The sequence below is a fragment of the Nocardia sp. NPDC049149 genome (assembly GCF_043197455.1).
GTDB lineage: Bacteria > Actinomycetota > Actinomycetes > Mycobacteriales > Mycobacteriaceae > Nocardia.
The window spans coordinates 477,959-503,263 of record NZ_JBICTD010000002.1; the positions used below are offsets into that span (position 1 = coordinate 477,959).

Genomic DNA, 25,305 nt, shown 5'->3' on the forward strand with positions numbered 1-25,305 from the left:
GCGGTGCCTCGAGCGCGAACTGCTCCGGTCGGCGATCGCTCAGTCGAGCGCGGCCCAGGACTCCATGATCGTGCGGGCGATCGAGATCGAGCCAGGCAGCAGCAACCGCGCGCCCGACCCCTGCGCCGACCAGTCGCCGACGGCCAACGCCTCGCGCACCTCCGCGCGGGTGAACCAGTGCGCCTCGGCGATCTCGCCGTCGGAAAAGACCAGCGGCTGCGCCGGATCGCCGATCGCGGCGAAGCCGAGCATCAGCGATCGCGGGAACGGCCACGGCTGGCTGCCGAGGTAGTGAATGTCGCGGACATCGACGCCGACCTCCTCCTTCACCTCACGCTCGACGCAGCGCTCCAGCGATTCACCCGCCTCGACGAACCCGGCGAGCAGCGAGAACAGCGACTGCGGCCAGCTGTGCTGGCGCGCGAGCAACACCCGCTCGCCGCCGTCGTGAATCAAGCAGATCACCGCGGGATCGATCCGGGGGAACTCCTCGTAACCGCTCTCGGTGACCCGCGACCAGCCACCCTTGGTCGAGGTGGTCACCGTGCCGTCGGCGCCGTTGAAGCCTGCCTTGTCGTGCCAGTTCAGCAGGGCGACGGCGGTGGAGAGCAGGCTGGTGGTGAGGTCGTCGACCGAGTTCGTCATGCCGCGCAGATCGGTCAGCGAGCCTTGCAGCTGCTGATCGCGCACGGCCCACAGATGGGTGCCGCGGTCGACACCGAGGAACACCGCGGCGGGGCTCGGCTCGGCGGACAGCTCGATCGCCTTGTCCAGGATGAGCGCGCCGTTCTCGAACCGCACCTGACCGCGGGAGTTCACCCGCAGCAGTTTGGCGTCGCGCCAGCCCTCCTGCAGGGCCTTCGCGTCGGCCCGCGTCTCCTCGGCACGATCGAGCGCGGAACGGGACAGCAGCGGAACACTATTGAGCTCAAAGGCCGGCACGCGTCGAGACTATCGCGCCGACCGCGCAACGCCCCGGCGTGGGTTACTTGGTGGTACGGCGGATATAGAGCAGCTTGTCGCCCGCCTCCAGCGAGTCGACCTCCGGCTCGCCGACCCGAGCAAGCACACCCGCGCGCACCACGCCGAGCACGATGTCGCTCAGATGCCGCGGCGAGCCGCCGATTTCCGACGTCTCCACCTCGCGTTCGGCGATCGCGAAGCCTTCCTCGGGGGTCAGCAGGTCTTCCATCATCTCGACCACCGAGGGCGTGGTGGTCGCGATGCCGAGCAGCCTGCCCGCGGTCTCCGAGGACACCACCACCGAGTCGGCGCCGGACTGCCGGACCAGGTGGGTGTTCTCGGCCTCGCGGATCGCGACCACGATCTTGGCGCTCTTGGTCAGCTCGCGGGCGGTGAGGGTGACCAGCACCGCGGTGTCGTCCCGGTTCGTCGCGACGATCACCGAGGACGCGTTCTGCACACCGGCCAGTCGCTGCACGTCCGACTGGGTCGCCGAACCGTGCACCGTCACCAGGCCCGAGTTCGCGGCCGCCTCCAGCGCGACCACCTCGGTGTCCACCACCACGATGTCGGCGGGCTGGATGCCGTCGCCGAGCATGGCGTCGATCGCGGTACGACCCTTGGTGCCGTATCCGACGACCACGGTGTGATTGCGCACGCTGTGCCTCCATCGCTGAATCTTGAAAGCCTGCCGAGACCGTTCCGTCAGCACGCCGAGGGTGGTGCCGACGAGAACGATGAGGAAGAGGACGCGCAGCGGGGTGATGATGATGATGTTGGCCAGCCGCGCCTCGGGCGTTATCGGGGCGATGTCGCCGTAGCCGGTGGTCGACAGCGACACCGTCGCGTAGTAGAACGCGTCGAGGAACGAGAGCGGGTCGCCCGAATTGTCCCGGTAGCCGTCCCTGCCGATATAGACGACGAGGGCAGCGCCGAACAGCAAGCCGATCGCGAACAACACCCGGCGCGTGAGTGAAATCCATGGGCTGGTCTGAACTTCCGGGATGCGGAGCACACCGACCAGCGCGAAATGCGGGCGATTCGACAGCCCGAGGGACCGTGCGCGCTCACCGAACACCGAACTCTCCCACCCTGGTCATCGTCGAGTCGGCAGCCCCCGGCTTCGCTTGTCCCTCCGGCACAGCACCGGAGCCTACCCGCTGGCCACGACCAGACCCGGTCTCGACGCGAACACCCGAGAAATGTAAGGGTTCCTCATGGCAGAAAAAGCACTCGCTCCCGTGCGCGTCGCCGGGCGGCGGCCCGCACTGTTCCTGGCCGCGCTGTTGTTTCCGATGGGCGTACTGCATTTCGTCGCGCCCAAGCCCTTCGATTCGATCGTGCCGAAATACCTGCCTGGCGAGCCGAGGACCTACACCTATGCCTCCGGTGTCGCCGAGCTCGGCGTCGCCGCGGCGCTGACCCTCCCGCGCACCCGCGGGCTCGGCGGGCGGCTGGCCGCGCTGCTGTTCATCGCCGTCTTCCCGGCGAACGTGCAGATGACGGTCGACCTGCTGGACAACAAGAAGGTGCCGCGGGTGATCAAGATCGGGTCGATCCTCCGGTTGCCGTTGCAGATCCCGCTGATCACGCAGGCGCTGAAGGTGAGCCGCTCGGCGCGGAACTCCTGATCAGGTCGGCCAGTTCGGCAGGACCGGCCAGGCGCGTCGGCGCGATGGTGCGCCCGGTGCGCACGTAATGGAAAGCGGCGCTGATGCGTTCGAGCATCTCCTGTTCCGGCTTGCCCTCCCTGGCCGCCATCAGCCTGGCCCAGGCCAGGCGATAGACCGCGAGCTGCATGGCGACCGCTGGCTCCTCGGCGGGCGTCGGTTCGGCGCCGGTCTTCCAGTCGACCACGATCCAGCCGCCGCCGGGCTCGGCGAACACCGCGTCCATCCGGCCGCGAATCACGGTGCCCGCCAACGATGTTTCGAACGGGACCTCCACATCGATCGGGCTGCGGTTGGCCCACGAGGAGCTCAGGAACGCATCCTGCATCGCGGTCAGCTCGTCATCGATGTGCGCGTCGGCGGCGGTGCTGTCGGCCGCGCCGGGCAGTTCGTCGAGGCCGAGCAGGCGGGTCGCGCCGAACCAGCGCTGCACCCAGGCATGGAAGGCGGTGCCGCGGCGGGCAAGCGGGCTCGGCGGGAACGGTAGCGGGCGACGCAGGCGCGCGGCGAGTTTCGTGGGATCGGCCCGCATCTCGACCAGCGCCGTGGCCGCGATCTGGCCGGGCAGCTCGACCTCCTCGGCGGCGGCCTGCTCGGACTCGAATTCGGCAAGGAGCGCGTCGACGTCGGCGGCCCAGCCGTCGGGGTCGTCCGGATCCGGCGGGGCGTTGACGGGGTCCGGCCAGTAGCCGAACTCCGCTGCGGCGAAGGCGATGTCGTCCTCGGAGACGGCGTCGTCGAGCGGGTCCGGTGGCAGGTAGGCGAGCGGCTCGTCCGCTGCGGGCGATGCGGCTTCCGCGTGGTCGACGTATGGTGCGTCGTCCATCGGATCGGGCGGCAAATATTCTGGCGGCTCAGGCAGCATGTCCGGCTCGGGGAACGCGGCCTCGAGCCCAGCGCCTCGGGTGTCCTGCACGGCCGCAACGTCTTCCGGGGCCAGGTCAGCACGCGCCGACGAAACACTGTGTCCTGTATCGGCACGCGGGGTCGCGGGCCGGGAGCGCAGCTCGGTCAGTGCGGCACGAACCAACGCCGCGCCCTGCTCGATCGGGTCGCGGCGGTTGCCGAGGGGATCGCGGGGCCATTCTGCGGTGGCGGGGTTGTCGGTGAAGGGGTTCACCGCGTCGTGGGCGGGCGGGTCGTCCCAGCGGGCGATGTCGATGGCGCCGTTGGCGGGGCTGCCCTCGGCTTCGCTGGCGTGCTTCAGTTCGAGCAGAAAGTCGGAGGGGCCCTTCGGCGAGGTGCCGGTTTCGGCCCAGTAGTGCGACGAAACGAGCAGCACCCGTTCGGTTCTGGTGAGTGCGACGTAGAAGAGCCTGCGTTCCTCGTCGATGCGGCGGCGTTCGAGGGATTCCTTGTGCGACTTGATCGCGCCCTCCAGGTCGGCGCGGTCGTACAGGTCGGCCAGGTCGAGGACCGGGACACCCTCCCCCGCGTCGTCCTGTTTGCGGTCGCCACGCAGGGTGGTCGGGAGTTCGGCGAGGGCGCCGAGCCAGGTGCCCGATGCGGTGCCCGACGGGAACACGCCGCGCACCACGTGCGGGACCGCGACGATCTCCCACTCCAGCCCCTTCGCCGCGTGCACCGTCAGCACCTGCACTCGATCCTTGGCGACCTCGACTTCGCCTGGCTCCAAACCGTTTTCGACCGATTCGGCGGCGGCGAGGAACGAAAGCAGCCCGCTCAGCGCCGCACCGGAATCGGCGGCGTACCCGGCCACCACCTCGGCGAACGCGTCCAGGTGTTCGCGGCCTGCGCCCGTGCCTGCCATCGCCCGGCGGGCCTGTGTCTCCACGCCGACGCCGATGGTGCGCTCCACATCGGCGACCAGCTCCGTCAGCGACTGCCCGCTGCGCTCACGGAGGGCGGCCAGCTCCCGGCTCAGTGCCTCGATCCTGGCAAAGCCCGCCTCCGAATACTGGTCGCGCGGACCGGGATCGGCGATCGCGTCGGCGAGCCCCGCTTGCTCGGCGGGCTCGGGCGCCACCTCGCGCAAGGCCTCGGCCAGCGTGCTGGAGTCGGTGATCTCCGGCGCGTCACCGCTGGTGAAGCGACTGATCGACAGGGTGCGCGCCCGACGCGCGAGCGCGGCGATATCGGCGACACCGATGCGCCAGCGCGCGCCGGTGAGCACGCGCATCGCGGCGCTGCCCGCGCCCGGTTCCGCGATCAAGCGCAATGTGGCGACGATATCGGCCACCTCGGGGGTGGCGAGCAGGCCGCCGAGCCCGACGATCTCGACCGGCAAGCCTTGGGCGCGTAGGGCTTCCGCGAGCGGCGACGCATCGGCGTTGCGCCGGACCAGCACCGCGGAGGTCGGCGGCGGCTCCCCCGCAGCACGTCGCACCGCCCACTCCTCGGCGATCCGGGCGGCCAGCCATTCCCGCTCGTCGGCGACGGTTTCGGTCAACGCCAGTGCGACAATCCCTTGACCCGCATCGGGTTTCGCCCGCAGTGCATCGACAGTCACGCCGCCGCCGTCGAGGGCTCTGCGCCGCAACGGTTCCGCGACCAGGTTGGCGAGCGCCAACGCCTCCGGTGGATTGCGCCAGCTGGTCAGCAACGGCAGCGTCGGCGCGGGAACACCTGGCGCGCTGGGAAAGTCGGTCGCGAACCGGGGCAGGTTCGCGGCGGACGCCCCGCGCCACCCGTAGATCGACTGCATCGGATCGCCGACCGCGGTCACCGCCAACCGCTGCCTGACTCCACCTTGCGCGTCGGCATCGATCGGCTTCCTGGCACTGTGCCGCTCGCCGGACCCTTCCCCACGCCCAGCCCGGCGCGGGGAGTCTGACTGCGCACTCTCCGATGAACCCGCAGTGCGGGGCTGCCGACCACCCTCGGCTGAGCCTCCAGTGCCGGTCTCGCGCCCTTGGCCCCCAGCGTTCGACTGCTCGCCCGCAGGCAACCGTCGGCCGGTGCCCGTCGCAGGCCCTACACCACCGAACAAGGCGGCCAACAGGACTCGCTGGGCATGGCCGGTGTCCTGATACTCGTCGAGCAGGACAAGGCCGAAGCGAGCGCGTTCGGCGGCGGCGACCTCGGGGTGTTCGGCGGCGAGCCGGGCGGCCAGCGACATCTGGGCGCCGAAATCCAATGCGCCGCGGCGACGCAACGCGTCCGCAAGCTGCTGCACCAGCGGGAGCAGAGCGACCCGTTCGCGCTGCACTTGAAGAATGCCGAGCAGGGCCTGGCTCGGTCCGCCGCGCTGGCGCGGGCCCGCGGGCAAGGTGTGCACCAGCTTCTCCAGCTCGGTGTGCGCCTCGGCCAGCTGCTCGGGCTCGATCAGGTGCTCGGCGAGCTGCCCGGACAGGGCCAGGATCGCCTCGGTGACCGAGACCGGCGTGCGGTCGGTGTCCAGATCACCGTCCCAGGTGCGCACGACCTGGTGCGCGAGCTGCCAGAGTTGGGTCTGGGTGAGCAGCGTCGCCGACGGCTCCACCGGAAGCAGCAGCCCGTGCTCGGTGAGCAGCCTGCCCGCGTACGAGTGGTAGGTGCTGATCTCCGGCTCGGCGCCCGACAGCTGGGCCCGCAGCTGCCCGGACGGATCGAGCTCACGCAGCAGCGGCGCGCCTGCCAGCCGGGCCAACCTGGTCCGGATGCGAGCGGTCAACTGCTGCGCGGCTTTTCGGGTGAACGTCAGGCCGAGCACGGCGTCGGGCAGCACGAGCCGATTGGCCACCATCCACACCACGCGCGCGGCCATCGTCTCGGTCTTGCCTGCCCCGGCCCCAGCGACGACAAGCGTCGGGCCCGGCGGTGCGGCGATCACCGCGGCCTGCTCATCGGTCGGCGGCGGCAGCCCGAGCGCCTCGGCCAGCTGATGCGGGGAAACCCGTTCGCCAGTCAAGAAGTCACCCCCTGCCCACAGCGGCAGCGCGATCGATCTCCCGCACCCCACATGGCGGGTGCGGCATCGAAAAGCCTGCGGCCGTCGGCTCGGGCGATGATCACTCGTCGGTCACCTGCCTGCCGGTGTCCTGGACCGGGCAGCTGCCCGCGACCGAGCAGTGGCGGCAGCCGTCGTTGCGCATGGCGAGGTAGCTCGGGCCTTCCGTGGCGGCGGCTGCATCGTGGATGGTCTCGCGCCAGGTCTCGAGCGCTTCGGCGTCCAGCGGCGGCTGCATGCGCTGGGTGGCGCCCTCCTTGTTGCTCGGCTTGGCGACGTAGACAAGGCGGGCACCTCCGGGTTCGCCGAGGGCACCGGATTCCGCTGTATCCGAAGCTGATTCGGCGGTGTCCGGGGTCGGCTCGCCGGAATCGGCTGCCGCCGGATCGGTTTCATCGTCCGAGCGCGCCTCCGCCGCGGCCGCGTCGAGTGCCCCCAGCGCGGCGGCCACCTGATACGTCGCCAGCTGTGCGTGATCGACCGCCGCCTGCTTGGTGACCGGCGACTTGCCGGTCTTCACATCGACGATCACGAAGCGGCCGAGCGCATCCCGCTCCAAGCGGTCCACCCGGCCGCGGATGCGCACGTCCCGCTCGGCTTCGGTCCGCGCGGGCAGCACGCAGTCGACCGGCACCTCGACACCGGCCTGGGTGAGTTCGCCGCGGGTGTTGCGCACCCACGCCATGAAGGTCTCCAGCATGGTTTCGGTGCGGCGCAGCTCCTGCCGGGAATGCCAGCCGGAGCCGGGATCGACCGACTGCCACGCCTTGTCGAGCGCGGCACGCACCTGCGCCTCCGGCACCCGACCCGCCAGCGCCTGCACCAGCGTGTGCACCAGGTTGCCCTTGACCGCGTGCGGGTTGTCGCCGTCGGTGCCGCCGTGGCGTTCCAGCGCCCAGCGCAGCGGGCAGGTGCGCAACAGCTCAACGGTGGACGGCGACAGGCCGACCGCGGTCTCGTCCTCGTCCCAGAGCGAACGCGCGGAACTCAATTCGGCGGTGCCGTACCAGTCGTCGGGATGCGTGCCAGGCACGCCGGCACTGGCCAGCCTGGCCAGCTGATGCGCCGCCCGCTGCCTGCGATCCGAGTCGGATTCGGGATCGCACACCGCACCGCGCAATTCGGCGACCAAGGAATGCATGACCAGCGCGCGACCCGGGTCGGCGATCGGTAGCGCGCCGGGTTCACCGTCCTCGTCGTGGCCGAGCAATTCGGCGAGGAACCGCGACGGCACCAGATCCCGCTCCCCCGAGACCGATTCGACGGCGGTGACCAGCAGCGAACGCCGCGCCCTGCTGCACGCGACCAGCAACAGCCTGCGCTCCTCGGCGAGGATCGGCGCCGCACGGCTCACCTGTTCACCGGCATCGATGATGCCCGCCGTGAGGTCGACCAGGTCTTCGGTGTTCAGCAGCGTGCCGCGTGGTCGGGGATTCGGCCAAATCCCTTCCTGCACAGCGGCGACCGCGACGACGTCCCATTCCCGGCCCGCTGCGGCGTGCGCACTGAGCAGAGCGACGGCCTCCTTCGGCGCGGTGCGCGGCGCCGAGTCGTTCGGAATCTCCTGTTGCGTCAGGTATTCCACGAAGCCCTCGATGCTCGCACGCGGCAGCCGGTCCACATAGCTTGCCGCGGCATCGAACAGTCCGACGGCGGCGTCGAGGTCACGGTCGGCCTGCATGCCGACGGCGCCGCCGCGTTCGGATTGCGCGACCCAGCGCCGCTCGAGTCGCGCGCCGGTCCACAGCGCCCACAGCACGTCCTCCAGGCCCGCACCGCGCTTGCGCGCCTTGCGCGCTCGCGCCAAGGCGTCGAGCACACGTCGCAGCGGTGCCGACTCGACATCGGTCAGCCGCTCCAGGATGGCCGGGTCGCCGGCGCCGATCAGCAGATCCCGCAGCACCTCCGCGGACGACTGATCGATGCCGTGCCGCAGGATGATCGGCGAAGCGCTATCGGCAGCCGCGTCACCTTCCCCGTCCGAGCTTTCGACATCAGCGCGAGGCACCGGGGGCGCTTCGGCACTGTCGGCGGGCTCGCCAGTTTCTTCCGGCTCGCCACCACGCCATTCGGGTCCTTCGGGCACCCAGTCCGGTTCTACGCCATACCAATCGGCGTCGTCGGCGGCTCGCTCCAGATTTCCCGGCGTCGGTTCCGGCAGCCCCGAATTCCGTTCCGAGCTTTCGACCACCTGATCGGCCTCGTCCGGCGGGGGCTCCGAATATTCGTCCTCGGGTGGCGGCTCTGGCCAATCTCCTGCGGCGTCTTCGGCGTTGCGCTCCGCCGCTGCAGAGCCTTGCACCGACCGTCGGTTCCGTTCGGACTCCAGCACGCTGCGCCGCACGCCGCGCCGCAACCGCCGCAGCGTGATCTGATCGGCGCCGCCCAACGGACCGGCGAGCAGATCGAGCGCATCGTCCGGGGTGAAGGCCGGTTCCGCTGCCCGCTGTCCGCCGCGCCGCGGTGTCTCGCCCGCGAGCACCGCCCGCAACGACAGCAGCATCCAGGCCGCACCACGCCGCCGCGCCAGCGGCGTATCGAGCGCGGGTTGCTGCACCGGCACCCCCGCCGCAAGTAGTGCGCGCCGCAACGGCGGCAACGACAACGGCACCGACCGGACGATCACCGCCATCCGCGACCACGGCACCCCGCCGGTGAGATGCGCGCGCCGCAAGTGATCGGCAATGAGGGCGGCCTCCTTCGCCGGGGTGGCGAGCACCCGCACGCGCACCTCGGTGCCGTCGTCCTCCGGATGGTCGGCCCGCTTCGGCGGCGAAAAGCGTTGCGGCGCACTGCCCGGCAACCTGGCCGCGACCCTGGCGACCGCCACGTGCACCGCACCGCCCGCACGATGGCTGTCGGACAACACGATGCGCTGCCCGTCCGGCACGTCCAGGTCGCCGACGAAACGCGCGTCCGCGCCGCGGAAGGCGAAGATCGCCTGGTCGGGGTCGCCCGCGACCACCGTCGTGTGCGCGCTGTGCCCGATCGCCCTGACCAGCATCGCGGCCTGCGGATCGAGATGCTGGGCGTCGTCGACCAGCAGGTAGCGGATCCGCGCCCGTTCCGCGGCAAGCAGTTTCGCGTCGCCGGCCAGCGCATCCAATGCGGCGCCGACCAATTCGGCGGCGTCCAGCGCGGGCGCGGTCGCCTCCGGCGCCTCAACGCCCACCGACCAGCGCAACAGCATCGTCTGCTCGTAGCGCACCGCGAATTTACCCGCCGCCACCCATTCCGGTTTACCGTGCTCGCGGCCGAGGTGCACCAAATCCTCTGGCCCGAGCCCGCGTTCGGTGGCGCGAAGCATCAGATCGCGCAACTGTTCGGCGAACCCGCCGAGCGGGAGCGCGGGCTGCAGGCGTTCCGGCCACAAGCCGTCCGCGCCTGCAGCGATATCGATCAGGTCACCGCGCAGCATTTCACGCAGCACGGCATCCTGCTCGGCACCGGTCAGCAAACGCGGCGGCGGATTGCCATGTGCGATGGCATGTCTGCGCAGCACCGAGAAGGCATAGGAGTGCAGGGTGCGCGCCAGCGGCTCCCTGGTGGCGCCGGGCACGCCGCCCTCGGCGTCGGGACCGGCAAGGCGCGCGGTGATGGCATCGCGCGCGGTGCTGGCCGCCTGCTTCGAATGGGCAAGCACCAGCACCGATTCGGGATCGGCGCCTGCCGCGATGCGGTCGGCCGCGAGATCGACGAGCAGGGCCGTCTTGCCCGTGCCTGGTCCGCCGAGCACCTGCCAGGGTCGCCACCCGGGACGGGTCGGCCCTGCCATGGCAGCGGCTTCGAACAGCGCGCGAACGTCGGCTCCCCAGGCGCGCGGCCTGGGTGCCGCCACGTTCCGGCGAACAAGTCGCACCGCGCTATCCGATCGCACCACGCGGGCTATTGCAACAGACACGACCGACACGCCGACGCACGCCTCCGGCGACTCGCCCAACGGGTGTTGCGGACGCAGGGCAAACTGGACCCCGTGTCTGCTCTTCATGTCTATCGATTCGGCCCGGCTTCCGGACCGACGGTGCTGGCCTTGCACGGTGTCACCGGTCACGGCAAACGCTGGGAAGCCCTGGCCACCAAGCACCTCCCCGATGTCCAGGTCATCGCACCTGACCTGCGTGGACACGGCCGGTCGAGCAGCTTGCCGCCGTGGACCTTCGAGACGATCGTCGACGATCTCGTCGAGGTGCTCGCGGCGCATACCACCGATCCGGTGACCGTGGTCGGGCACTCGTTCGGCGGTGCGAGTGCGCTGCATCTCGCGCATCGGCGACCGGACCTGGTCCGGCAGTTGGTGCTGTTGGACCCGGCCATCGCGGTGGAACCGGATCGGCTCGGCCCCATCGCCGACGCGATGCTGGCCTCGCCCGACTATCCGACGATCGCGCGGGCTCGCGAAGACAAGCTGGCCAGCGCGTGGGGCGACGTCGCACCGGAGCTGCTCGACGCCGAACTCGCCGAACATCTGGTGCCGACGACGGGCGACCGGCTCGGCTGGCGGATGAACCTGGCCGCCGTCACCTCGTACTGGGGACAGCTCGCGCGCCCGTTCGTGCTGCCGCCCGCCGACCTGCCTACGGTGCTGGTGCAGGCGACGAAGGTGCAGCCGCCCTATGTCACGCCCGCGTTCCGTGCCGCGCTCAGCGAGCACCTCGGTGCGAATCTCACCGTGCACGATTGGGACTGCGATCACATGATCGCCCAAGCACTTCCGGCCGAGACCGCCGCACTGATCCGAGCGGTGCTCTGAATCGATGGCCACCACCGACGCCGAGGTCGAGCGGGTGCGCGCGCTCGTCGCGTCCATCCCGCCAGGCCGGGTGGTCACCTACGGCGACATCGCCGCGGCCGCCGGGCTGTCCACGCCACGTACGGTCGGCTGGATCATGCGCACCGACTCCGCCGATCTGCCGTGGCACCGGGTGATCGGCGCGAGCGGCAAGCCCGCCGCACACCTGGCCCACCGCCAGCTGAGCCTGCTCGCCCTCGAAGGAGTGCCGATCCAGGACGGACGGGTGAACATCCGCGCGGCACGCTTTCCGCTGCCCTAGCGCCCCGGCCCGAATCGGTAAACGCACCCGCGGCGAGCCGCCCGCCGGTTACCGTTGACTCATGTCCACCCGCCTGGCGTGTGTCGTGTTCGATGCAGACCGGCCGCGGTTCGTCGCGGACTTCTGGGCCGAGCTGTTGGGCTGGGCCGTGACCATCGACCGCTCGGATGAAGTGGACGTGGCCGCACCCGACCCCGACGGCGCCGATCTGGCCCTCACCTTCCTGCCTGCGGCCCGAGCCAAGCAGGGCAAGAACCGGATTCACCTCGACCTGGCCAGTCGCTCGTTCGACCATCAACGCGTGCAGGTCGACCGCGCGCTGGCACTCGGCGCGCGCCGGATCGACATCGGGCAGGGCGCGGTGCCGTGGGTCGTGCTCGCCGATCCCGAGGGCAACGAGTTCTGCGTGCTGGAGCCGCGCGAGGAATATGTGGACACCGGCGCCGTCGCCGCCATCGTGGTGGACACCCGTGATCCGGTGCGGCTCGCCGAATTCTGGTCGGCCGCCTCCGGCTGGCCGGTCGCGCACGGCGGCGAGCGGTGGGCGGGCCTGCGGTCGGCGACCGGGCTCGGCTCCTGGCTGGAGTTCGTGCGCACCCCCGAGCAGAAGTCGGGGCCCAACCTGCTCCATCTGGATCTGACGTCGTTCGACGACCACGCCGCCGAGGTCGCCAGACTGCGCGCCGCAGGCGCCGTGCCGAGCGAGCGGGACGTCCGCAATCCCGAGCAGGGACTCAGCCTCGCCGATCCGGAAACCAACGAGTTCTGCGTGCTGCGCGCCGCGCACGACTGCTCGACCGTCTAGCGAGGCCGTACTCCTGGACGGGCAACCAGGTCCGCCTCCCCGGTTCGCGGCGGCGACGAATTAGCATGTCCGCCATGTTGTACCTTGCTCGAGGTTGTGCTGGGTGATCCCCGTCGACGCGATCGTGCTCGCCGGTGGACGGGCCAGCCGCATGGGCGGTGTCGACAAACCCGCGATCGTCATCGGGGGCCGCACCATGCTCGACGCGGCATTGGCGGCCGTCGCCTCGTGCACGCACATCGTCGTGGTCGGACCGCATCGAGCCGAGCTGGCGCCGGAGATCAGGCAGGTCCGCGAGGTGCCACCGGGTTCGGGTCCGGTGGCGGCGATCGGTGCGGGTCTGCGCGCGATCGGCTCGGCGTCGCTGGTGGTGGTGCTCGCGGCCGATCTGCCGTTCCTGTCCGCCTGGTCGATCGCCGAATTGATCAGGCACGCCACGGAATCCGGCGCCGACGCGGTGTTCGCGGCGGACGAGTCCGGCAGGCCGCAATATCTGATCGGGGTGTGGCGGCGCAGCGCGTTGAGCGCCGCACTCGACCGGCTTGGTTCGCCGATCAATCAGCCGATGAAGGCGCTGATTCCCGCCGATTCGGCGATCATCGCGCTGCCTGGCGTCGCGGACTGCGATACCGATGAGGCGGTGCGGCAGGCCCGCGCGCTCGCGGCCGCGCCTGCTCGCCCGCTCGCGCTGGACGCGGCACGAACCATCCTGCGCGACAACCTTTCCCGGCTCACCAGTTACATCGCCGAGCTGCGCTCGGTCCATGGCGCCGCGCTCGCGGCCTCGGTGACCGCGGCAGGGCCGCTGCCGCGCTTCGACGTCTCCGCGATGGACGGCTATGCGGTGGCGGGCGACGGGCCGTGGCGGTTACGCCGCGACATCGGGTTCGCGGGCGGGCAACGCCCGGTCGGGCTGCTGCCCGGCGAAGCGGTGCGCATCGCAACCGGCGCGCACGTGCCGGACGGCACCACCAGTGTGGTCCGCGACGAATTCGTCAGGGTGGCAAGCGATGACAGCCTGCACCGACTACCGGACACTCCGATCCGCGACGATGTGCGCCGCCGCGGCGAGGATCGCGCGCCCGGCGATCTGGTCGCGCCGCGGGGCGCCAGGGTGACCGCCGCGCTGATCTCGGCGGCGGCCAGTGTCGAGGTGACGGCGGCGCCGGTCCGCGGGCCGGTCCGGGCCCGCATCGTGATGACCGGGGACGAGATCCGCAGCGATGGCCCGCTGCACGCGGGCCAGACCCGCGACTCGATCGGGCCGATCCTGCCGGATCTGCTGTCCTGGTACGGGATTCGCACCACCGATCGGGTGCATCTGCGCGACACCCCGAACGGGTTCGACGAAGTGCTCGGCGCCGCACCGGAATGCGACCTGCTTGTCATCGTCGGCGCGACCGGCGGCGGTGCGGCCGACCAGCTCCGCGCCGCGGTGGCGCGCACGCAGGCCCGCGTCCTGGTGCAGCGGCTGCTGCTGCGGCCTGGTGGCTCGACCATTGTCGCCGAGTTGACCACGGGCACCACAGTTCTCGGCCTCCCGGGCAATCCGTTCGCCGCGATCGCGACCCTCATGGCACTGGCGCCCGCCGTGGTGGCCGGACGCACCGGTGGCGCACCGGGGCGACCGCTCCTCGGCCCCCTGCACAACGCCGCCGAGATCTCGGGAACGGTCGCCAGGATCGTCCCCGCGTCCTTCGCGCCGCAGGGCGGCTGGCTCGGCGACCCGAACATCCGCACCGCCCACCTCGGCGGACTCATCGACCGCGACGGTCTGGTCATCGTCCCCGCCGACGCCGTCGACGGCGCGACGGTCGAATTCCTGCCGCTGCCGCGCTGAACAGGGACGGCAGATCGACGTCGCGATAGACCAGCGCTATCGCCCCCGGTGGGAAACCTGTTGCCGCTTCGGCAATCTCTCGGCAACAATCGGCGCATGGGACGGAGCTTCGAGGATCTGGTGACAGAAGCCGCTGCCGTATCGGTGGCAGGCTGGGACTTCGGCTGGCTCGACGGGCGGGCGAGCGAGCAGCGGCCGTCCTGGGGGTATCAGCGGCTGATCGGTGCACGCCTGCGGAAAGTCGGTGCGGCGCTGGATATTCAGACCGGCGGCGGCGAGGTGCTCGCCGGAGCCGGGCCGCTGCCGCCGACCATGGTGGCCACCGAATCGTGGCCACCCAACGTCGCGAAGGCGACGCAGTTGCTGCATCCGCTCGGCGCCGTGGTGGTCGCGGACCCGGATGAACCGCCATTGCCGTTCGGCGACAACGCGTTCGACTTGGTCACCAGCCGCCATCCGGTGACCGTCTGGTGGGCGGAAATCGCCAGGGTATTGCGCCCCGGTGGCACATATGTGGCGCAACATGTCGGCGATGCAAGCGTTTTCGAGCTGGTCGAATACTTTATCGGCGCACAGCCCGAAGAAATTCGGCGGCGGCGCAATCCGGCGGATGATCGCGCGGCCGCAACGCAGGCAGGCCTCGATGTCGTCGACCTTCGCTACGAACGATTGCGCGTCGAGTTCGGCGATATCGGCGCGGTCACCTACTTCCTCAGGAAGGTGCCGTGGATGGTTCCCGACTTCACCGTTGACCGATACCTGGACCGGCTGCGGACGCTGCATGACGAGATCGAAGCGAATGGCCCATTCGTCGCCCACTCGACCAGGTTCCTAATCGAAGCTCGCAAAAATTGACACGTCATCAACGTCTCTACCTGCATAAATATCCAGGATCGCCGGTGTGACCCGCATTTTTCACTTTCCCTTCCGGAATTGGTGTGACCTCGCTAGTGTGGGGATGGTTAGGCGAATATCAAATCCCCGGAAAGGACCGAGTGGAGATGGCTGAAAAGTCGAAGAACGCGCCTAAGAAATCGCCGAGGCAGATGGATCGGCAGCAGCAGCAACAGCGCCAAGGGCAGGGTCAGAACCAGAATCAGGGAATGAACCGCAGCGGCGCGAATTCAGAAGGCCAGCGCATGGGCCAGCGCCAGACCGATTCGAACGATCGGCGCAGTGACGACCAGCGCAGGATGGGCCACAACTAACTGATCTACACGTGCGGCCGCCGGTTCAACGACGAACCGGCGGCCGCGCGGGTGTCCCCGTCGCGGCATGTTCCGCGCAGCGTGCGTGAAAGGCTGGTCATCAGGCCCGCGCTGCGGATTACTGGGACGATGCCTGTCCCCTCGCATGCGCGCGGCTACGAATCCTTCGCCGGAACCATCGGACGCACAGCCCCGGATTCCACCCCCGAGTGGACCTATCCGCCGACGGCGCCCCCCGACGCACCGAACATCATCGTGGTGCTGGTCGACGACATGGGATACAGCGATATCGGCCCGTTCGGCTCCGAGATCGACACGCCGACCCTGGATCGGCTTGCCGCGCGCGGTGTCCGGCTGACGAACTATCACACCACCCCGCTGTGCTCGCCGTCGCGCGCCGCGCTGCTGACCGGAATCAACTCGCATCGTGCAGGTTTCGGCTTCGTCGCCAACGCCGACCCCGGCTATCCCGGCCTGCGCCTCGAACTCGCCGACGATGTGCTGACGTTGCCGGAGATCCTGCGCGACAACGGATACGCGACCTACGCGGTCGGCAAGTGGCATCTGGTGCGCGACGCGACGATGAACCCGGCGGCGCATCGGGATTCGTGGCCGACGCAACGCGGCTTCGACCGCTACTACGGCTCGCTGGAGGGCCTGAATTCCTTCTACTACCCGAACCAGCTGGTGTCGGACAGTTCCGTCGTCGACATCGAAGAGTATCCGCCGGACTATTACCTGACCGATGATCTGACCGACAAGGCGATCTCCTACCTCAAGGATCTGCGCGCACACGACGCGGCCAAACCGTTCTTCCTGTACTTCGCACACGTCGCCATGCACGGCCCGTTGCAGGCCAAGCCCGCCGACCTGGCCAAGTACCGCGGCCGCTACGCCGAGGGCTGGGACGCGCTGCGGCAGCGCAGGTTCGCCACACAGCTTGCGCACGGCCTGTTCCCGGCGGGCACCGAACAGAAGCCGCGCAACACCGAGCCGGGCTACGAAGCGGCGGAATGGGATTCGCTGACCGAGGCAGAGCAGCGGCGCTTCGCGAGGTACATGGAGGTGTATGCGGCCATGGTCGACAGCATCGACCAGAGCCTCGGCCGCATCCTCGACACCCTCGAAGAATTCGGCGAACTCGACAACACCATCGTGGTGTTCACCTCCGACAACGGCGGCACCGCCGAGGGCGGCCCGGAGGGAACCCGCTCGTACTTCGCCGAATTCGCGCACATCGACGACCCGGACTGGATCGGCGACGTCCCGCACGACGAGCAGCTGATCGGCACCGCGCGGCTCGGCGTGCACTACCCGCGCGGCTGGGGGCAGGCGTCGAACACGCCGTTCCGCTTCTACAAGGGCCAGACGTTCGCGGGCGGCGTGCGGGTGCCGCTGCTGGTGTCCTGGCCGAAGGGGTTGCCGCGCCGCGCCGACGACAACGGCATCCGGCACGAATACGCCTACGTCACCGACCTGGCGCCGACCCTGCTCGAGTTGGCCGGCCTGCGCCGGCCCAGCGTCCGTAACGGACTGCCCGCCAAGGACTTCGACGGCGTCTCCGCCGCCGAGCTGCTGCGCGACCCGCGGGCCGCGACCAAGCACACCGAGCAGTACTCCGAGATGACCGGGCATCGCGGCTTCTATCGCGACGGCTGGAAGCTGCTGTCCCTGCACGAGCGTGGCGCCGATGTCGACGCCCCGAACTGGCAGCTGTTCGACGTCCGCGCCGATCCGACCGAGCTGCACGACCTTTCGGCACAATTCCCGGACAAGGCCGCCGAACTGGCCGCCGCCTGGGACGAATCCGCATGGGCCAACACCGTTTTCCCGCTGCTCACCCGACAGGATCTGACGCGCAGGCGGCCAGAGGAAACCAGGTTCAGCGACCCGGTTCGGCTGCTGCCGGGCACGCCGACCTTGGAGCGGTATCGGTCCCAGCGGCTGATCGCCTACCGGGACTTCACGATCACCGCCGACCTGGCCGACTACCGTCCCGGCGACGAGGGAGTCCTTGTCGCACACGGTGATCCGCTCGGCGGCTACCTGCTCTACCTCGAGGACGGCTGGCTGACCTTCGGGGTGAACAGCTACGGCAACTACGCCGCGGTGTCGACCGGACCGCTCGAGCCCGGCATCCGCCGCATCACCGTGTCTGCGACGGTGCGCCCGCGGCTGCGCTGGGATTTCGGGATCGATATCGACGGCACCCGGGTGGCCGAACTCCGGGACCAGGTGCAACTGGTCGGCATGTCGCCGTGGACCGGCATCTCCGTCGGGGTCGACGCCCGCGGGCCGGTGTCGTGGGAGCTCCGCGCACGCCGCGGCGCCTTCCGCTACACCGGTGCCCTGCGCGCGGTGACCTACGTCCCCGGCCCGATCCGCGTTCCGACAGGCACCATCGAAGCGGTGGAGCGCGAAGCGGAATTCGTTGCGGAGTAGTCGAGGCCGCGCTTACCTCGGAGGTAATTGTCCGGCCCGTGCACGCGGCCTACGTTCGGAACGACGTCGCGGTTCGGCGACGTCGCCGAACAAGGGAATCGCCCATGCCCGCCTATGGTTTCGCGCATCTGCGCGTCCGCACACCGCACGCCGACATCCTCGAGTACCTGGAGCGCATCCAGGACACCCTGGATCCGTTCCACGGGCGCTTCGTGATTCACGGTCCGCCGATCGAGGTGATCGAGGGCAGCTGGCCCGGATCCATGGTGCTGCTCGAGTTCCCCGATCTGGACACGGCGCGTGCGTGGTACCACAGCGCCGACTATCAGGAGATCATGCACCTGCGCACCGATCACATCGACGGCGATCTGCTGTTGATCGAGGGTGTCGGGCCGAACTACGACCCGCGCGAACGGGCCGCGAAGCTGCGCGCCCAGACCGGGTAACCCGCCTGTCCTGCACCCTTGACCGATTTTCCGCGGGCAGTCTCCGTCCGATACCGTTGACCAGGCACAACACAGCGGTATGCGACGAAGGATTTGCCTGATGGACGACAGTTCTCTGATCTGGGACGACGGTGCGCTGGTCACCATCGACCAGCGCGGACTGCCGCACGAGGTGCGCGAATTGCGGCTCGGCACGGTGGACGAGGTCATCGAGGCCATCCAGACGCTCGCCATCCGCGGCGCGCCTGCCATCGGCATCGCTGGCGCGTTCGGCGTGGTCATCGCGACCGCCGCGCACACCGCCGGCGGAATCGTCGACGAGGCGGGCGCGCTGGCCGACGCGGATCGCATCGCCGCCGCCAGGCCGACCGCGGTGAACCTGGCGTGGGCGGTGCGGCGGGTGCGCGGCAAGATCACGCAAGGCGCCGACGCCGTGCTCGCCGAAACCCTCGACATGCTGGCCGAGGACGGCCGGGTCAACCGGGCCGCCGCCACCCACGCGGCCGACCTGGTGCAGCGACTGTGCCCGGACCGGCCGCTGCGCGTGCTCACCCACTGCAACACCGGACGGCTCGCGACGAGCGCGTTCGGCACCGCGATCGGCGCGATGCGGGTGCTTGCCGAGCGCGGCGCGATCGAGAACGTGCTGGTCGACGAGACCAGGCCGCTGCTGCAGGGCGCGCGGCTGACCGCATGGGAGCTGGCTGAGGCGGGCATCCCGCACCGGCTGACCATCGACTCCGCGGCGGCATGGGCGATGGCGACCGGGCAGGTCGATTGCGTGCTGGTCGGCGCCGACCGGGTCACGGCCAACGGCGATGTGGCGAACAAGATCGGCACCTACGCCGTCGCGCTCGCGGCCAAGCATCACGGCATCCCGTTCATCGTGGTCGCGCCGGAATCGACCCGCGATCCGAACACGGCGACCGGGCGCGACATCGTCGTCGAGGAACGGGCGGCGGCCGAAGTCACCGGATTCGGCGGTGTCGCAACGGCTCCGGCGGGGACCGAGGCCTTCAACCCCGCGTTCGATGTGACGCCAAGCGATGTGGTGACGGCGGTCGTCACCGAGTTGGGTGTCGTGCACGGCACCGAGCTCGCAACGTCTGACCATGACGCGGCAGACCCGTTGCCTGGCAAGGCAATCGCCGACCTTTCGCGCGAGCTCTACCAGCGTGGCTGGATGCCGGGCACGGCAGGCAACATCTCGGTGCGGACCGGCGACACCGCCGTGATCACCGGAAGCGGCCTGTCCAAGGGTGAACTCACCGAGCACGACATGGTGGCCGTGCGGGTGGCTGATTCGGCGCCGATCGCGACGCAGCGCCGGAAACCTTCGGCGGAGACCACGATTCACACCGCCGCCTACCGGGCCACCAGCGCACAGGCGGTCGTGCACATCCATCCGCCGTACGCCACCGCGCTGGCGACCCGAGCAGGCGCGCCCGGCGAGCTGACAATGCTGCGCATCACCGACTACGAGCTCATCAAAGGGCTTGGCAGCAACGATCCCTCGGCCATCGACATCCCGGTCTTCCCCAACTGGCCCGAGGTGCCGCGCATCGGCGCCGATATCGAGCACTATCTCCTCGAACACCCCGACGCGCCCCCGGTCCTGTGCATCGCAGGCCACGGGATCACCACATGGGGGGAGAATCTCTCCCAGGCACGCGATCGCGCGGAATGCCTGGAGGCCCTGTGCGAGTTGATCGCCCGCACCGGGCGCCGACAGCCCTTCGCTCGCGCGACGACACCCTCGAGATTGGATTGACATGACCCTGCTCCAGGTGATGGCCGCCGACAACGCGGCAGACGTGCGGGTGCGGACCACCGACGACGCGGTGATCAGCGCCGAATTGGCCGAGCACGGCATCACTTTCGGCCGCTGGCCGGTGGTGGACGACGCCGCGGCGGTCGACTCGGACACGCTGCTCGCGCAGTACGCCGACAACGTCGCCGAGCTGAACGCGTCCGGGCGCTACAAGCACATCGACATCGCGCGCATCCACCCGGACGACACCAACCCGGAATGGCCGGAGGTCGCCGCGGGCGCCAGGGCCAAGTTCCTCAACGAACACCGGCACGCCGAGGACGAGGTCCGCTTCTTCGCGGCCGGCCGCGGCTGCTTCTACCTGCACCTCGGGCACGAAGTGCTGGCCGTCGTCTGCGAGGGCGGTGACCTGCTCTCGGTGCCCGCGGGCACGCTGCACTGGTTCGACATGGGAACCAGGCCCGACTTCATCGCCATCCGCTTCTTCGAGGAGGAGGACGGCTGGGTCGGCGACTTCACCGGCGACCGGATCAGCGAAGCGTTCCCGACGCTCGACGAGCTGCTCACCGCCTCATGATCGCGGCGGTGGTCGTCGACATCGAAGGGACAACCAGCCCAACCAGTTCGGTGCGCGAGGATCTGTACGGCTATACCCGCGCACGTCTTCCGGCCTGGCTGGCCGAGAACCGCACGGGTGCGGCGGTTTCCATTCTCGCAACGACCAGGGAACTGGCGGCGCGGCCGAGGGCCGACACCGATGAGGTCGCGACCATTCTGCGTGGCTGGCTCGACTCCGATGTCAAGGCCGAGCCGCTCAAGGCGGCGCAAGGACTGATCTGCGCCGAGGGCTTCCGCAACGGGGCGCTGCACGGCGAGTTCTTCGCCGATGTGCCTGCCGCACTGCGGGCCTGGCATGCGGACGGGCTTGCGCTGTATGTGTACTCGTCGGGATCCGTTCGCAATCAACAGGATTGGTTCACCTTCGCACGCGACGGCGAACTGGCCTCGCTGATCAGTGGCTACTTCGATCTGACCACCGCAGGCGGCAAACGCGAGCAGGCGTCGTACGAGAAGATCGCGGGTGCGATCGGCACACCCGCCGAACGCATCCTGTTCCTGTCCGACCATCCGGACGAACTCGACGCGGCCGTCGCGGCGGGCTGGCACGCCATCGGGCTCGCGCGCCCCGGCGAGCCCAATCCCCCACGCCCACCGCACCGTTGGGTGGACACATTCGCCGACATCCACCCGGCACACGGTTAGCTCAACGCCACGCACTCAGACGGTCGGGCGGAGGTTCAAAGATCAAAAACGTCCAATTCCCGCTGCTACCAACCGGTTGCCCTTGGATCCGCACCCCTTCTGTGGATTCGCACTGGTTCTAGCAGCCCAGAGTGGGTGCGGATCCGCAGAAGGGGTGCGGATCCAGCGGCCGCAGGCTTCACGCGTTGTCGTAGGCGTCTTGCAGGGTCTTGATGTCGAGCTTGGACATGCTCTGCAGGGCGGTGCCGACGGCGATGGTCTTGGCTGGGTCCGCGCCGCCCATCAACGTCAGCAAAGCGGTCGGAACGACCTGCCAGGACAAGCCGTAGCGATCAGTCAGCCAGCCGCAAGGCCCGGGCGCACCGCCCTCGGTCAGCGCGTCCCACAACCGATCCACCTCGTCCTGCGTCTCGACGACCACCTGCAACGAGGCCGCATCGCTGAGCGGATGGCCCGGTCCGCCGTTCATCAACGTCACCGCCTGCCCGTCGAGTTCGATCGACACGATGAACGCCGAGCCGTCCGACTGCCGAGCGACGTCGACGACCCGCGAATTCGGCACCACCGAGGCGTAGAAGGTGGCGGCTTCCTCGGCCGCGCTGTCGAACCAGAAGAAAGTGTTGACGGACATGATGTGCTCCTTGGGATCGGTGACTTGCTGTCACCCTCTGGTCGGAGCCGGCACCGCCCGCACGACGTATCTCGCACACTTTCTCGAGAAATTTTTCTGGCAGGCCAGGATCACCTGGCAGGCAGCTGCTCGAGAGAGGGCCGGATGGCCTGCTCCGCCTCGTACGGATAGTCGACCCCGAGCGCCGCCGCGACTTCCCTGGCCAGTTCCCCGAACAGATCGGCCGTCGCCTGCGCTTGCCGCAACGGATCACCGATCGCGAACATCTGCTCGACACGCGGCCACACTCCGGGCGCCGCCCAGTCCCGCATCTTCGTGCCCCCGTGCCACACGTCGTGGTCGACGCCGAAGCGGGCCTGCGCATGCCATTCGATCATCGTGCGCAGGAACTCCTTGGTCTCCCAGGCCCGAGACTTGACGACCCACAGGTCACCCCGCGCCAAATACCGTGGCAGATGCGCGATCTCGAACCAGAACTCCGCGCACAGCGCCCCGAATTCCTCCTGGTCCGGCAGCTCGCCGACCGGGCCTGCCCCGCTCGCCGCAGGCAGCCCAGCGGCCGCACCGTCGCGTTCGAACAGCACCTGATATCCACGCTCATGCAGCTCGTCGAGCCCGTCGTCGATCATCTCCGCCAGCAGATCGACAGGCAGCACCTGAAAATCCGCCTTCACCCCACCCTCGAAAAACACCAGATGCGCCGGATTGTCATACGGCCCTTCCAATTCGATGCGCACCCCCACCGTCCCGAACACCCGCACCCACGCACCGTCCCCCGAATACTTCTCGGGCTCAGTCGTATACACCTCGATGTCATGATCCGACAGCGCATCCACCGCGCCGTCCCCCCGCGCCCGCGACCCCGTCCGCAACACCACAGCCACGTCCGCCTGCCCCCGAGCCCACTCCACCACCCGCCCCACCAACAACTCGTCCCCGGCAACCCCAGTCGGCAAAAGACTCATCCCCCCATCCTGCCGGTCAGGCGCAGGGTGGGGCGGGGGCGTCGTTGAAGAGGGGTTTGCCGGTGGGTGGGGCGTAGACGACGTCGAGGATGAGGGGGTCGGGGCCGAGGTTGCGGCCGATGTGGACGTTCCAGGCGCCTTCGGGTTCGTAGATGAAGTCGCCGGTGCGGTAGACGGGAGCCGCGCAGTCGGGGCCGGGGTGGGTGAGGGTGCCTGCGCGGATGATGCCGAAGACCGGGCCGTCGTGGGTGTGCCAGCCGGTGGAACCGCCTGGGGCGATGGTGATTTCGCGGACCACGTAGTCGGTGCCTGCGACGAACGGGATGAGGTCGGCGGGTATTTGCGCCTGAGCGAGAGTGACCGCGGTGATGCCGGTGCCAGGGGTGGCGTTGGCAGTAGCGGTGCCGAAGAGCGCGGCGCCGAGCAGGAGCGCCACGGCGGATCCGCGGGTGAAGGGCGTCATCGCGGGAGCCTATCCACCGATGCGGCGTCTGGGGAAGAGTTGGGTTCACCCAGGTCAGGTCCAATTCGGCAGTTTTGCCGTAATTGCCCGGATCGATTAGCCGTGCTTCACGAGAGTTCATCTCTTGTTCGCATACGGCCGCAGGTGTCGAGTTGCAGGGGTGACCGCGCAGGACCAGCATCGGTCGGTATGGCGTCGAATCCGCTGAACCCCGCAGGCGATGTACCGGATACCGGAATTCCCAGTGCACTCTCGGCCGAGATGACGATGGCCGAGCAGCATGACTGGCATCGAAACTATCTGCGCAGGCACCCGGTGTCCCGACGCAACATTCTGCGTGGGGCTGCGGCGGCCGCGGCCGTCGCCGCGGTGGGCACGTCGCCGTTCGGGCGCCGGGCATACGCGCAGGACGCGCAGCTCGCGGTCGGCGGGCGGCATGTCGGGTTCGGCCAGGACGCGACGAGTCAGCTGCGGTTCGCGGCCCAATTGTCCAGGCAGCCCGCGGGCACGAAGGTCTTTCTCGACCATGGTCCGACACCTGCACTCGGCGCGACAGTGGAGGCCGAGGTACGAAACCTGCTCACGCAACTGCCGAGCAGCGACGGCGGTGTGCTCGCGGCCGAACAGTTCTACGCGCACGCGCCGGTGGACGGACTGCCGGGACGGATGCCGCACTTCTACCGCTGGCGCACCGCCGACGGATTCACCGGCGATATCCGATCCGCGTCCACCGCGATGCCGACCGCGCGGCCCGCGGTCGTACCGTTCCGGTTCACCATGATGGGCGATCAGGGCACCGATGAAACACCGCGGCTGCCAGCGGGTCTGGTGCCCGGAGACTACGACGACAAGTACTACAAAGCGGACAACGATCCGAACGCACCGCACGCCACCAACGTGCTGCGCCAGATCGCCGCGGCCAAGCCGGATTTCCACGTCCTGGCCGGCGACATCGCCTACGCGGATCCGTCCGGCGCGGGCAAGCCTGCCCAATTTGTCTCGCACGAGGGCAAACTCACGAGCGGCTTCGACAAATACAACCCGTACGTCTGGGATGTCTACTTCGGCGCGATCGAGGCGAGCGCCGCCGAGACGCCGTGGATGTTCGCGACGGGCAACCACGACATGGAGGCGACCTACGGGGCGCAGGGCTACGGCGGGCACGTGGCGCGGCTCGACTTTCCCGGCAACGGGCCGACCGGCTGTCCGTCGGCATATTCGTTCACCTACGGCAATGTCGCGGTGCTGTCGCTGGATGCCAACGACGTCTCGTATGAGATCGGCGCCAACACCGGGTATTCCGGTGGCGCCCAAACAAGTTGGGTGGAACGCACGCTTGCCGCCTACCGCACGAACCCGAACATCGACTTCCTGGTCTGCTTCTTCCACCACTGCGCCTACTCCACGACCGAGGCGCACGCCAGCGATGGCGGGGTGCGCGACGCGTGGGTGGCGCTGTTCGACCGCTACCAGGTGGATCTGGTGTTGCAGGGGCACAATCACGTGTTCGAGCGCACCGACCCGATCCGCGGCAATGCCGCAACAAAGGTCGCGGGCGACAACTCGATCGTCTACCCGGAGACCGACGGCACCGTCTACTACACCGTCGGCGGCGGCGGTCGCCCGCGCTACGATTTCCAGCCCGGATCGCGGGAGTCGTACCGCGGCAACGAACTTCCGGACACCACGGTGCCCAACAGCTATGTGTGGGAGTCCGGCGGCGGCAAGCAGGGCGAGGCCGCGCCGTGGTCGCGGGTGCGGTTCCGCAACTATTCGTTCCTGCGCGTCGATGTCCGCCCCGGAATCTTCGCCAGCGAAATGGACGTGATCGCGGTCGACGAGTACGGCCGGGAATTCGACCGGGTCACCTATCGCCGTCAGGTCCGCGCCTGAGCGAA

General features: G+C 69.3%; 20 protein-coding genes. 13 read left to right on the forward strand and 7 right to left on the reverse strand.

Annotated features, from left to right (window positions below):
• Positions 1–39: 39 nt before the first annotated feature.
• Positions 40–942: an NAD(+) diphosphatase gene (gene nudC, locus ACGFNJ_RS07920; RefSeq protein ID WP_393444699.1), complete on the reverse strand. Its 903-nt coding sequence runs from the start codon at positions 940–942 to the stop codon at positions 40–42.
• A gap of 43 nt (positions 943–985) precedes the next feature.
• Positions 986–2,041 carry a TrkA family potassium uptake protein gene (locus ACGFNJ_RS07925; RefSeq protein WP_069163533.1) on the reverse strand — a complete coding sequence of 352 codons (1,056 nt, stop codon included), beginning with the start codon at positions 2,039–2,041 and terminating at the stop codon, positions 986–988.
• A 139-nt stretch (positions 2,042–2,180) separates the two neighbouring features.
• On the opposite strand from ACGFNJ_RS07925, the gene ACGFNJ_RS07930 reads away from it, so the two are divergent.
• Positions 2,181–2,594, forward strand: coding sequence for a hypothetical protein (locus ACGFNJ_RS07930; protein ID WP_393444701.1), 414 nt, complete (start codon positions 2,181–2,183; stop codon positions 2,592–2,594).
• On the opposite strand, the gene ACGFNJ_RS07935 is transcribed toward ACGFNJ_RS07930, so the two are convergent.
• Both ACGFNJ_RS07935 and ACGFNJ_RS07940 read right to left on the reverse strand, forming a co-directional pair.
• Complete coding sequence (locus ACGFNJ_RS07935) at positions 2,551–6,483, reverse strand: ATP-dependent helicase (protein ID WP_393444703.1); 3,933 nt, start codon at positions 6,481–6,483, stop codon at positions 2,551–2,553. The two genes, ACGFNJ_RS07930 and ACGFNJ_RS07935, sit on opposite strands and share 44 nt — an antisense overlap.
• A gap of 100 nt (positions 6,484–6,583) precedes the next feature.
• Entirely contained in the window at positions 6,584–10,423 is a 3,840-nt protein-coding gene (locus tag ACGFNJ_RS07940) for an ATP-dependent helicase (protein ID WP_393444705.1), read from the reverse strand.
• Between the two features lie 63 nt (positions 10,424–10,486).
• On the opposite strand from ACGFNJ_RS07940, the gene ACGFNJ_RS07945 reads away from it, so the two are divergent.
• The 11 genes from ACGFNJ_RS07945 to mtnC all read left to right on the forward strand — a co-directional run bounded on the left by ACGFNJ_RS07945 (position 10,487) and on the right by mtnC (position 21,348).
• A complete protein-coding gene (locus tag ACGFNJ_RS07945; RefSeq protein WP_393445892.1) occupies positions 10,487–11,272 on the forward strand; it encodes an alpha/beta fold hydrolase in 786 nt (261 codons plus the stop codon).
• Positions 11,273–11,276: 4 nt separating this feature from the next.
• Positions 11,277–11,573, forward strand: a complete 297-nt coding sequence (locus ACGFNJ_RS07950) for an MGMT family protein (protein ID WP_393444707.1) — start codon at positions 11,277–11,279, stop codon at positions 11,571–11,573.
• Between the two features lie 61 nt (positions 11,574–11,634).
• The gene (locus ACGFNJ_RS07955) at positions 11,635–12,378 is read left to right on the forward strand and encodes a VOC family protein (RefSeq protein ID WP_393444710.1); all 744 of its coding nucleotides are present in this window, start codon (positions 11,635–11,637) and stop codon (positions 12,376–12,378) included.
• A gap of 103 nt (positions 12,379–12,481) precedes the next feature.
• Positions 12,482–14,218 (forward strand): NTP transferase domain-containing protein, encoded by a 1,737-nt coding sequence (locus ACGFNJ_RS07960; RefSeq protein ID WP_393444713.1) that lies wholly within the window; start codon positions 12,482–12,484, stop codon positions 14,216–14,218.
• A 96-nt stretch (positions 14,219–14,314) separates the two neighbouring features.
• Positions 14,315–15,073 carry a class I SAM-dependent methyltransferase gene (locus ACGFNJ_RS07965; protein ID WP_393444715.1) on the forward strand — a complete coding sequence of 253 codons (759 nt, stop codon included), beginning with the start codon at positions 14,315–14,317 and terminating at the stop codon, positions 15,071–15,073.
• Positions 15,074–15,219: 146 nt separating this feature from the next.
• Positions 15,220–15,426 carry a hypothetical protein gene (locus tag ACGFNJ_RS07970; protein WP_393444717.1) on the forward strand — a complete coding sequence of 69 codons (207 nt, stop codon included), beginning with the start codon at positions 15,220–15,222 and terminating at the stop codon, positions 15,424–15,426.
• 129 nt (positions 15,427–15,555) lie between these two features.
• On the forward strand, positions 15,556–17,868 hold the full coding sequence (locus ACGFNJ_RS07975) for an arylsulfatase (RefSeq protein WP_393444719.1): 2,313 nt from the start codon (positions 15,556–15,558) through the stop codon (positions 17,866–17,868).
• 104 nt (positions 17,869–17,972) lie between these two features.
• A complete protein-coding gene (locus ACGFNJ_RS07980; protein ID WP_393444722.1) occupies positions 17,973–18,314 on the forward strand; it encodes a DUF1330 domain-containing protein in 342 nt (113 codons plus the stop codon).
• Between the two features lie 100 nt (positions 18,315–18,414).
• Positions 18,415–20,085, forward strand: a complete 1,671-nt coding sequence (gene mtnA, locus ACGFNJ_RS07985) for an S-methyl-5-thioribose-1-phosphate isomerase (RefSeq protein WP_393444725.1) — start codon at positions 18,415–18,417, stop codon at positions 20,083–20,085.
• A gap of 1 nt (position 20,086) precedes the next feature.
• Complete coding sequence (locus ACGFNJ_RS07990; protein ID WP_393444728.1) at positions 20,087–20,662, forward strand: acireductone dioxygenase; 576 nt, start codon at positions 20,087–20,089, stop codon at positions 20,660–20,662.
• A complete protein-coding gene (gene mtnC / locus ACGFNJ_RS07995) occupies positions 20,659–21,348 on the forward strand; it encodes an acireductone synthase (protein WP_393444731.1) in 690 nt (229 codons plus the stop codon). Before ACGFNJ_RS07990 ends, mtnC begins: the two co-directional genes overlap by 4 nt.
• Positions 21,349–21,526: 178 nt before the next feature.
• Here the strand turns inward: mtnC and ACGFNJ_RS08000 are convergent, their stop codons facing one another.
• From ACGFNJ_RS08000 to ACGFNJ_RS08010, 3 genes are all read right to left on the reverse strand, one after another.
• Positions 21,527–21,979, reverse strand: a complete 453-nt coding sequence (locus ACGFNJ_RS08000) for a VOC family protein (protein ID WP_393444734.1) — start codon at positions 21,977–21,979, stop codon at positions 21,527–21,529.
• Between the two features lie 110 nt (positions 21,980–22,089).
• Entirely contained in the window at positions 22,090–22,944 is an 855-nt protein-coding gene (locus ACGFNJ_RS08005; RefSeq protein WP_393444737.1) for an aminoglycoside 6-adenylyltransferase, read from the reverse strand.
• A gap of 16 nt (positions 22,945–22,960) precedes the next feature.
• The gene (locus tag ACGFNJ_RS08010; RefSeq protein WP_393444740.1) at positions 22,961–23,407 is read right to left on the reverse strand and encodes a cupin domain-containing protein; all 447 of its coding nucleotides are present in this window, start codon (positions 23,405–23,407) and stop codon (positions 22,961–22,963) included.
• 189 nt (positions 23,408–23,596) lie between these two features.
• On the opposite strand from ACGFNJ_RS08010, the gene ACGFNJ_RS08015 reads away from it, so the two are divergent.
• On the forward strand, positions 23,597–25,300 hold the full coding sequence (locus tag ACGFNJ_RS08015; protein ID WP_393444742.1) for a metallophosphoesterase: 1,704 nt from the start codon (positions 23,597–23,599) through the stop codon (positions 25,298–25,300).
• Positions 25,301–25,305: the final 5 nt, after the last annotated feature.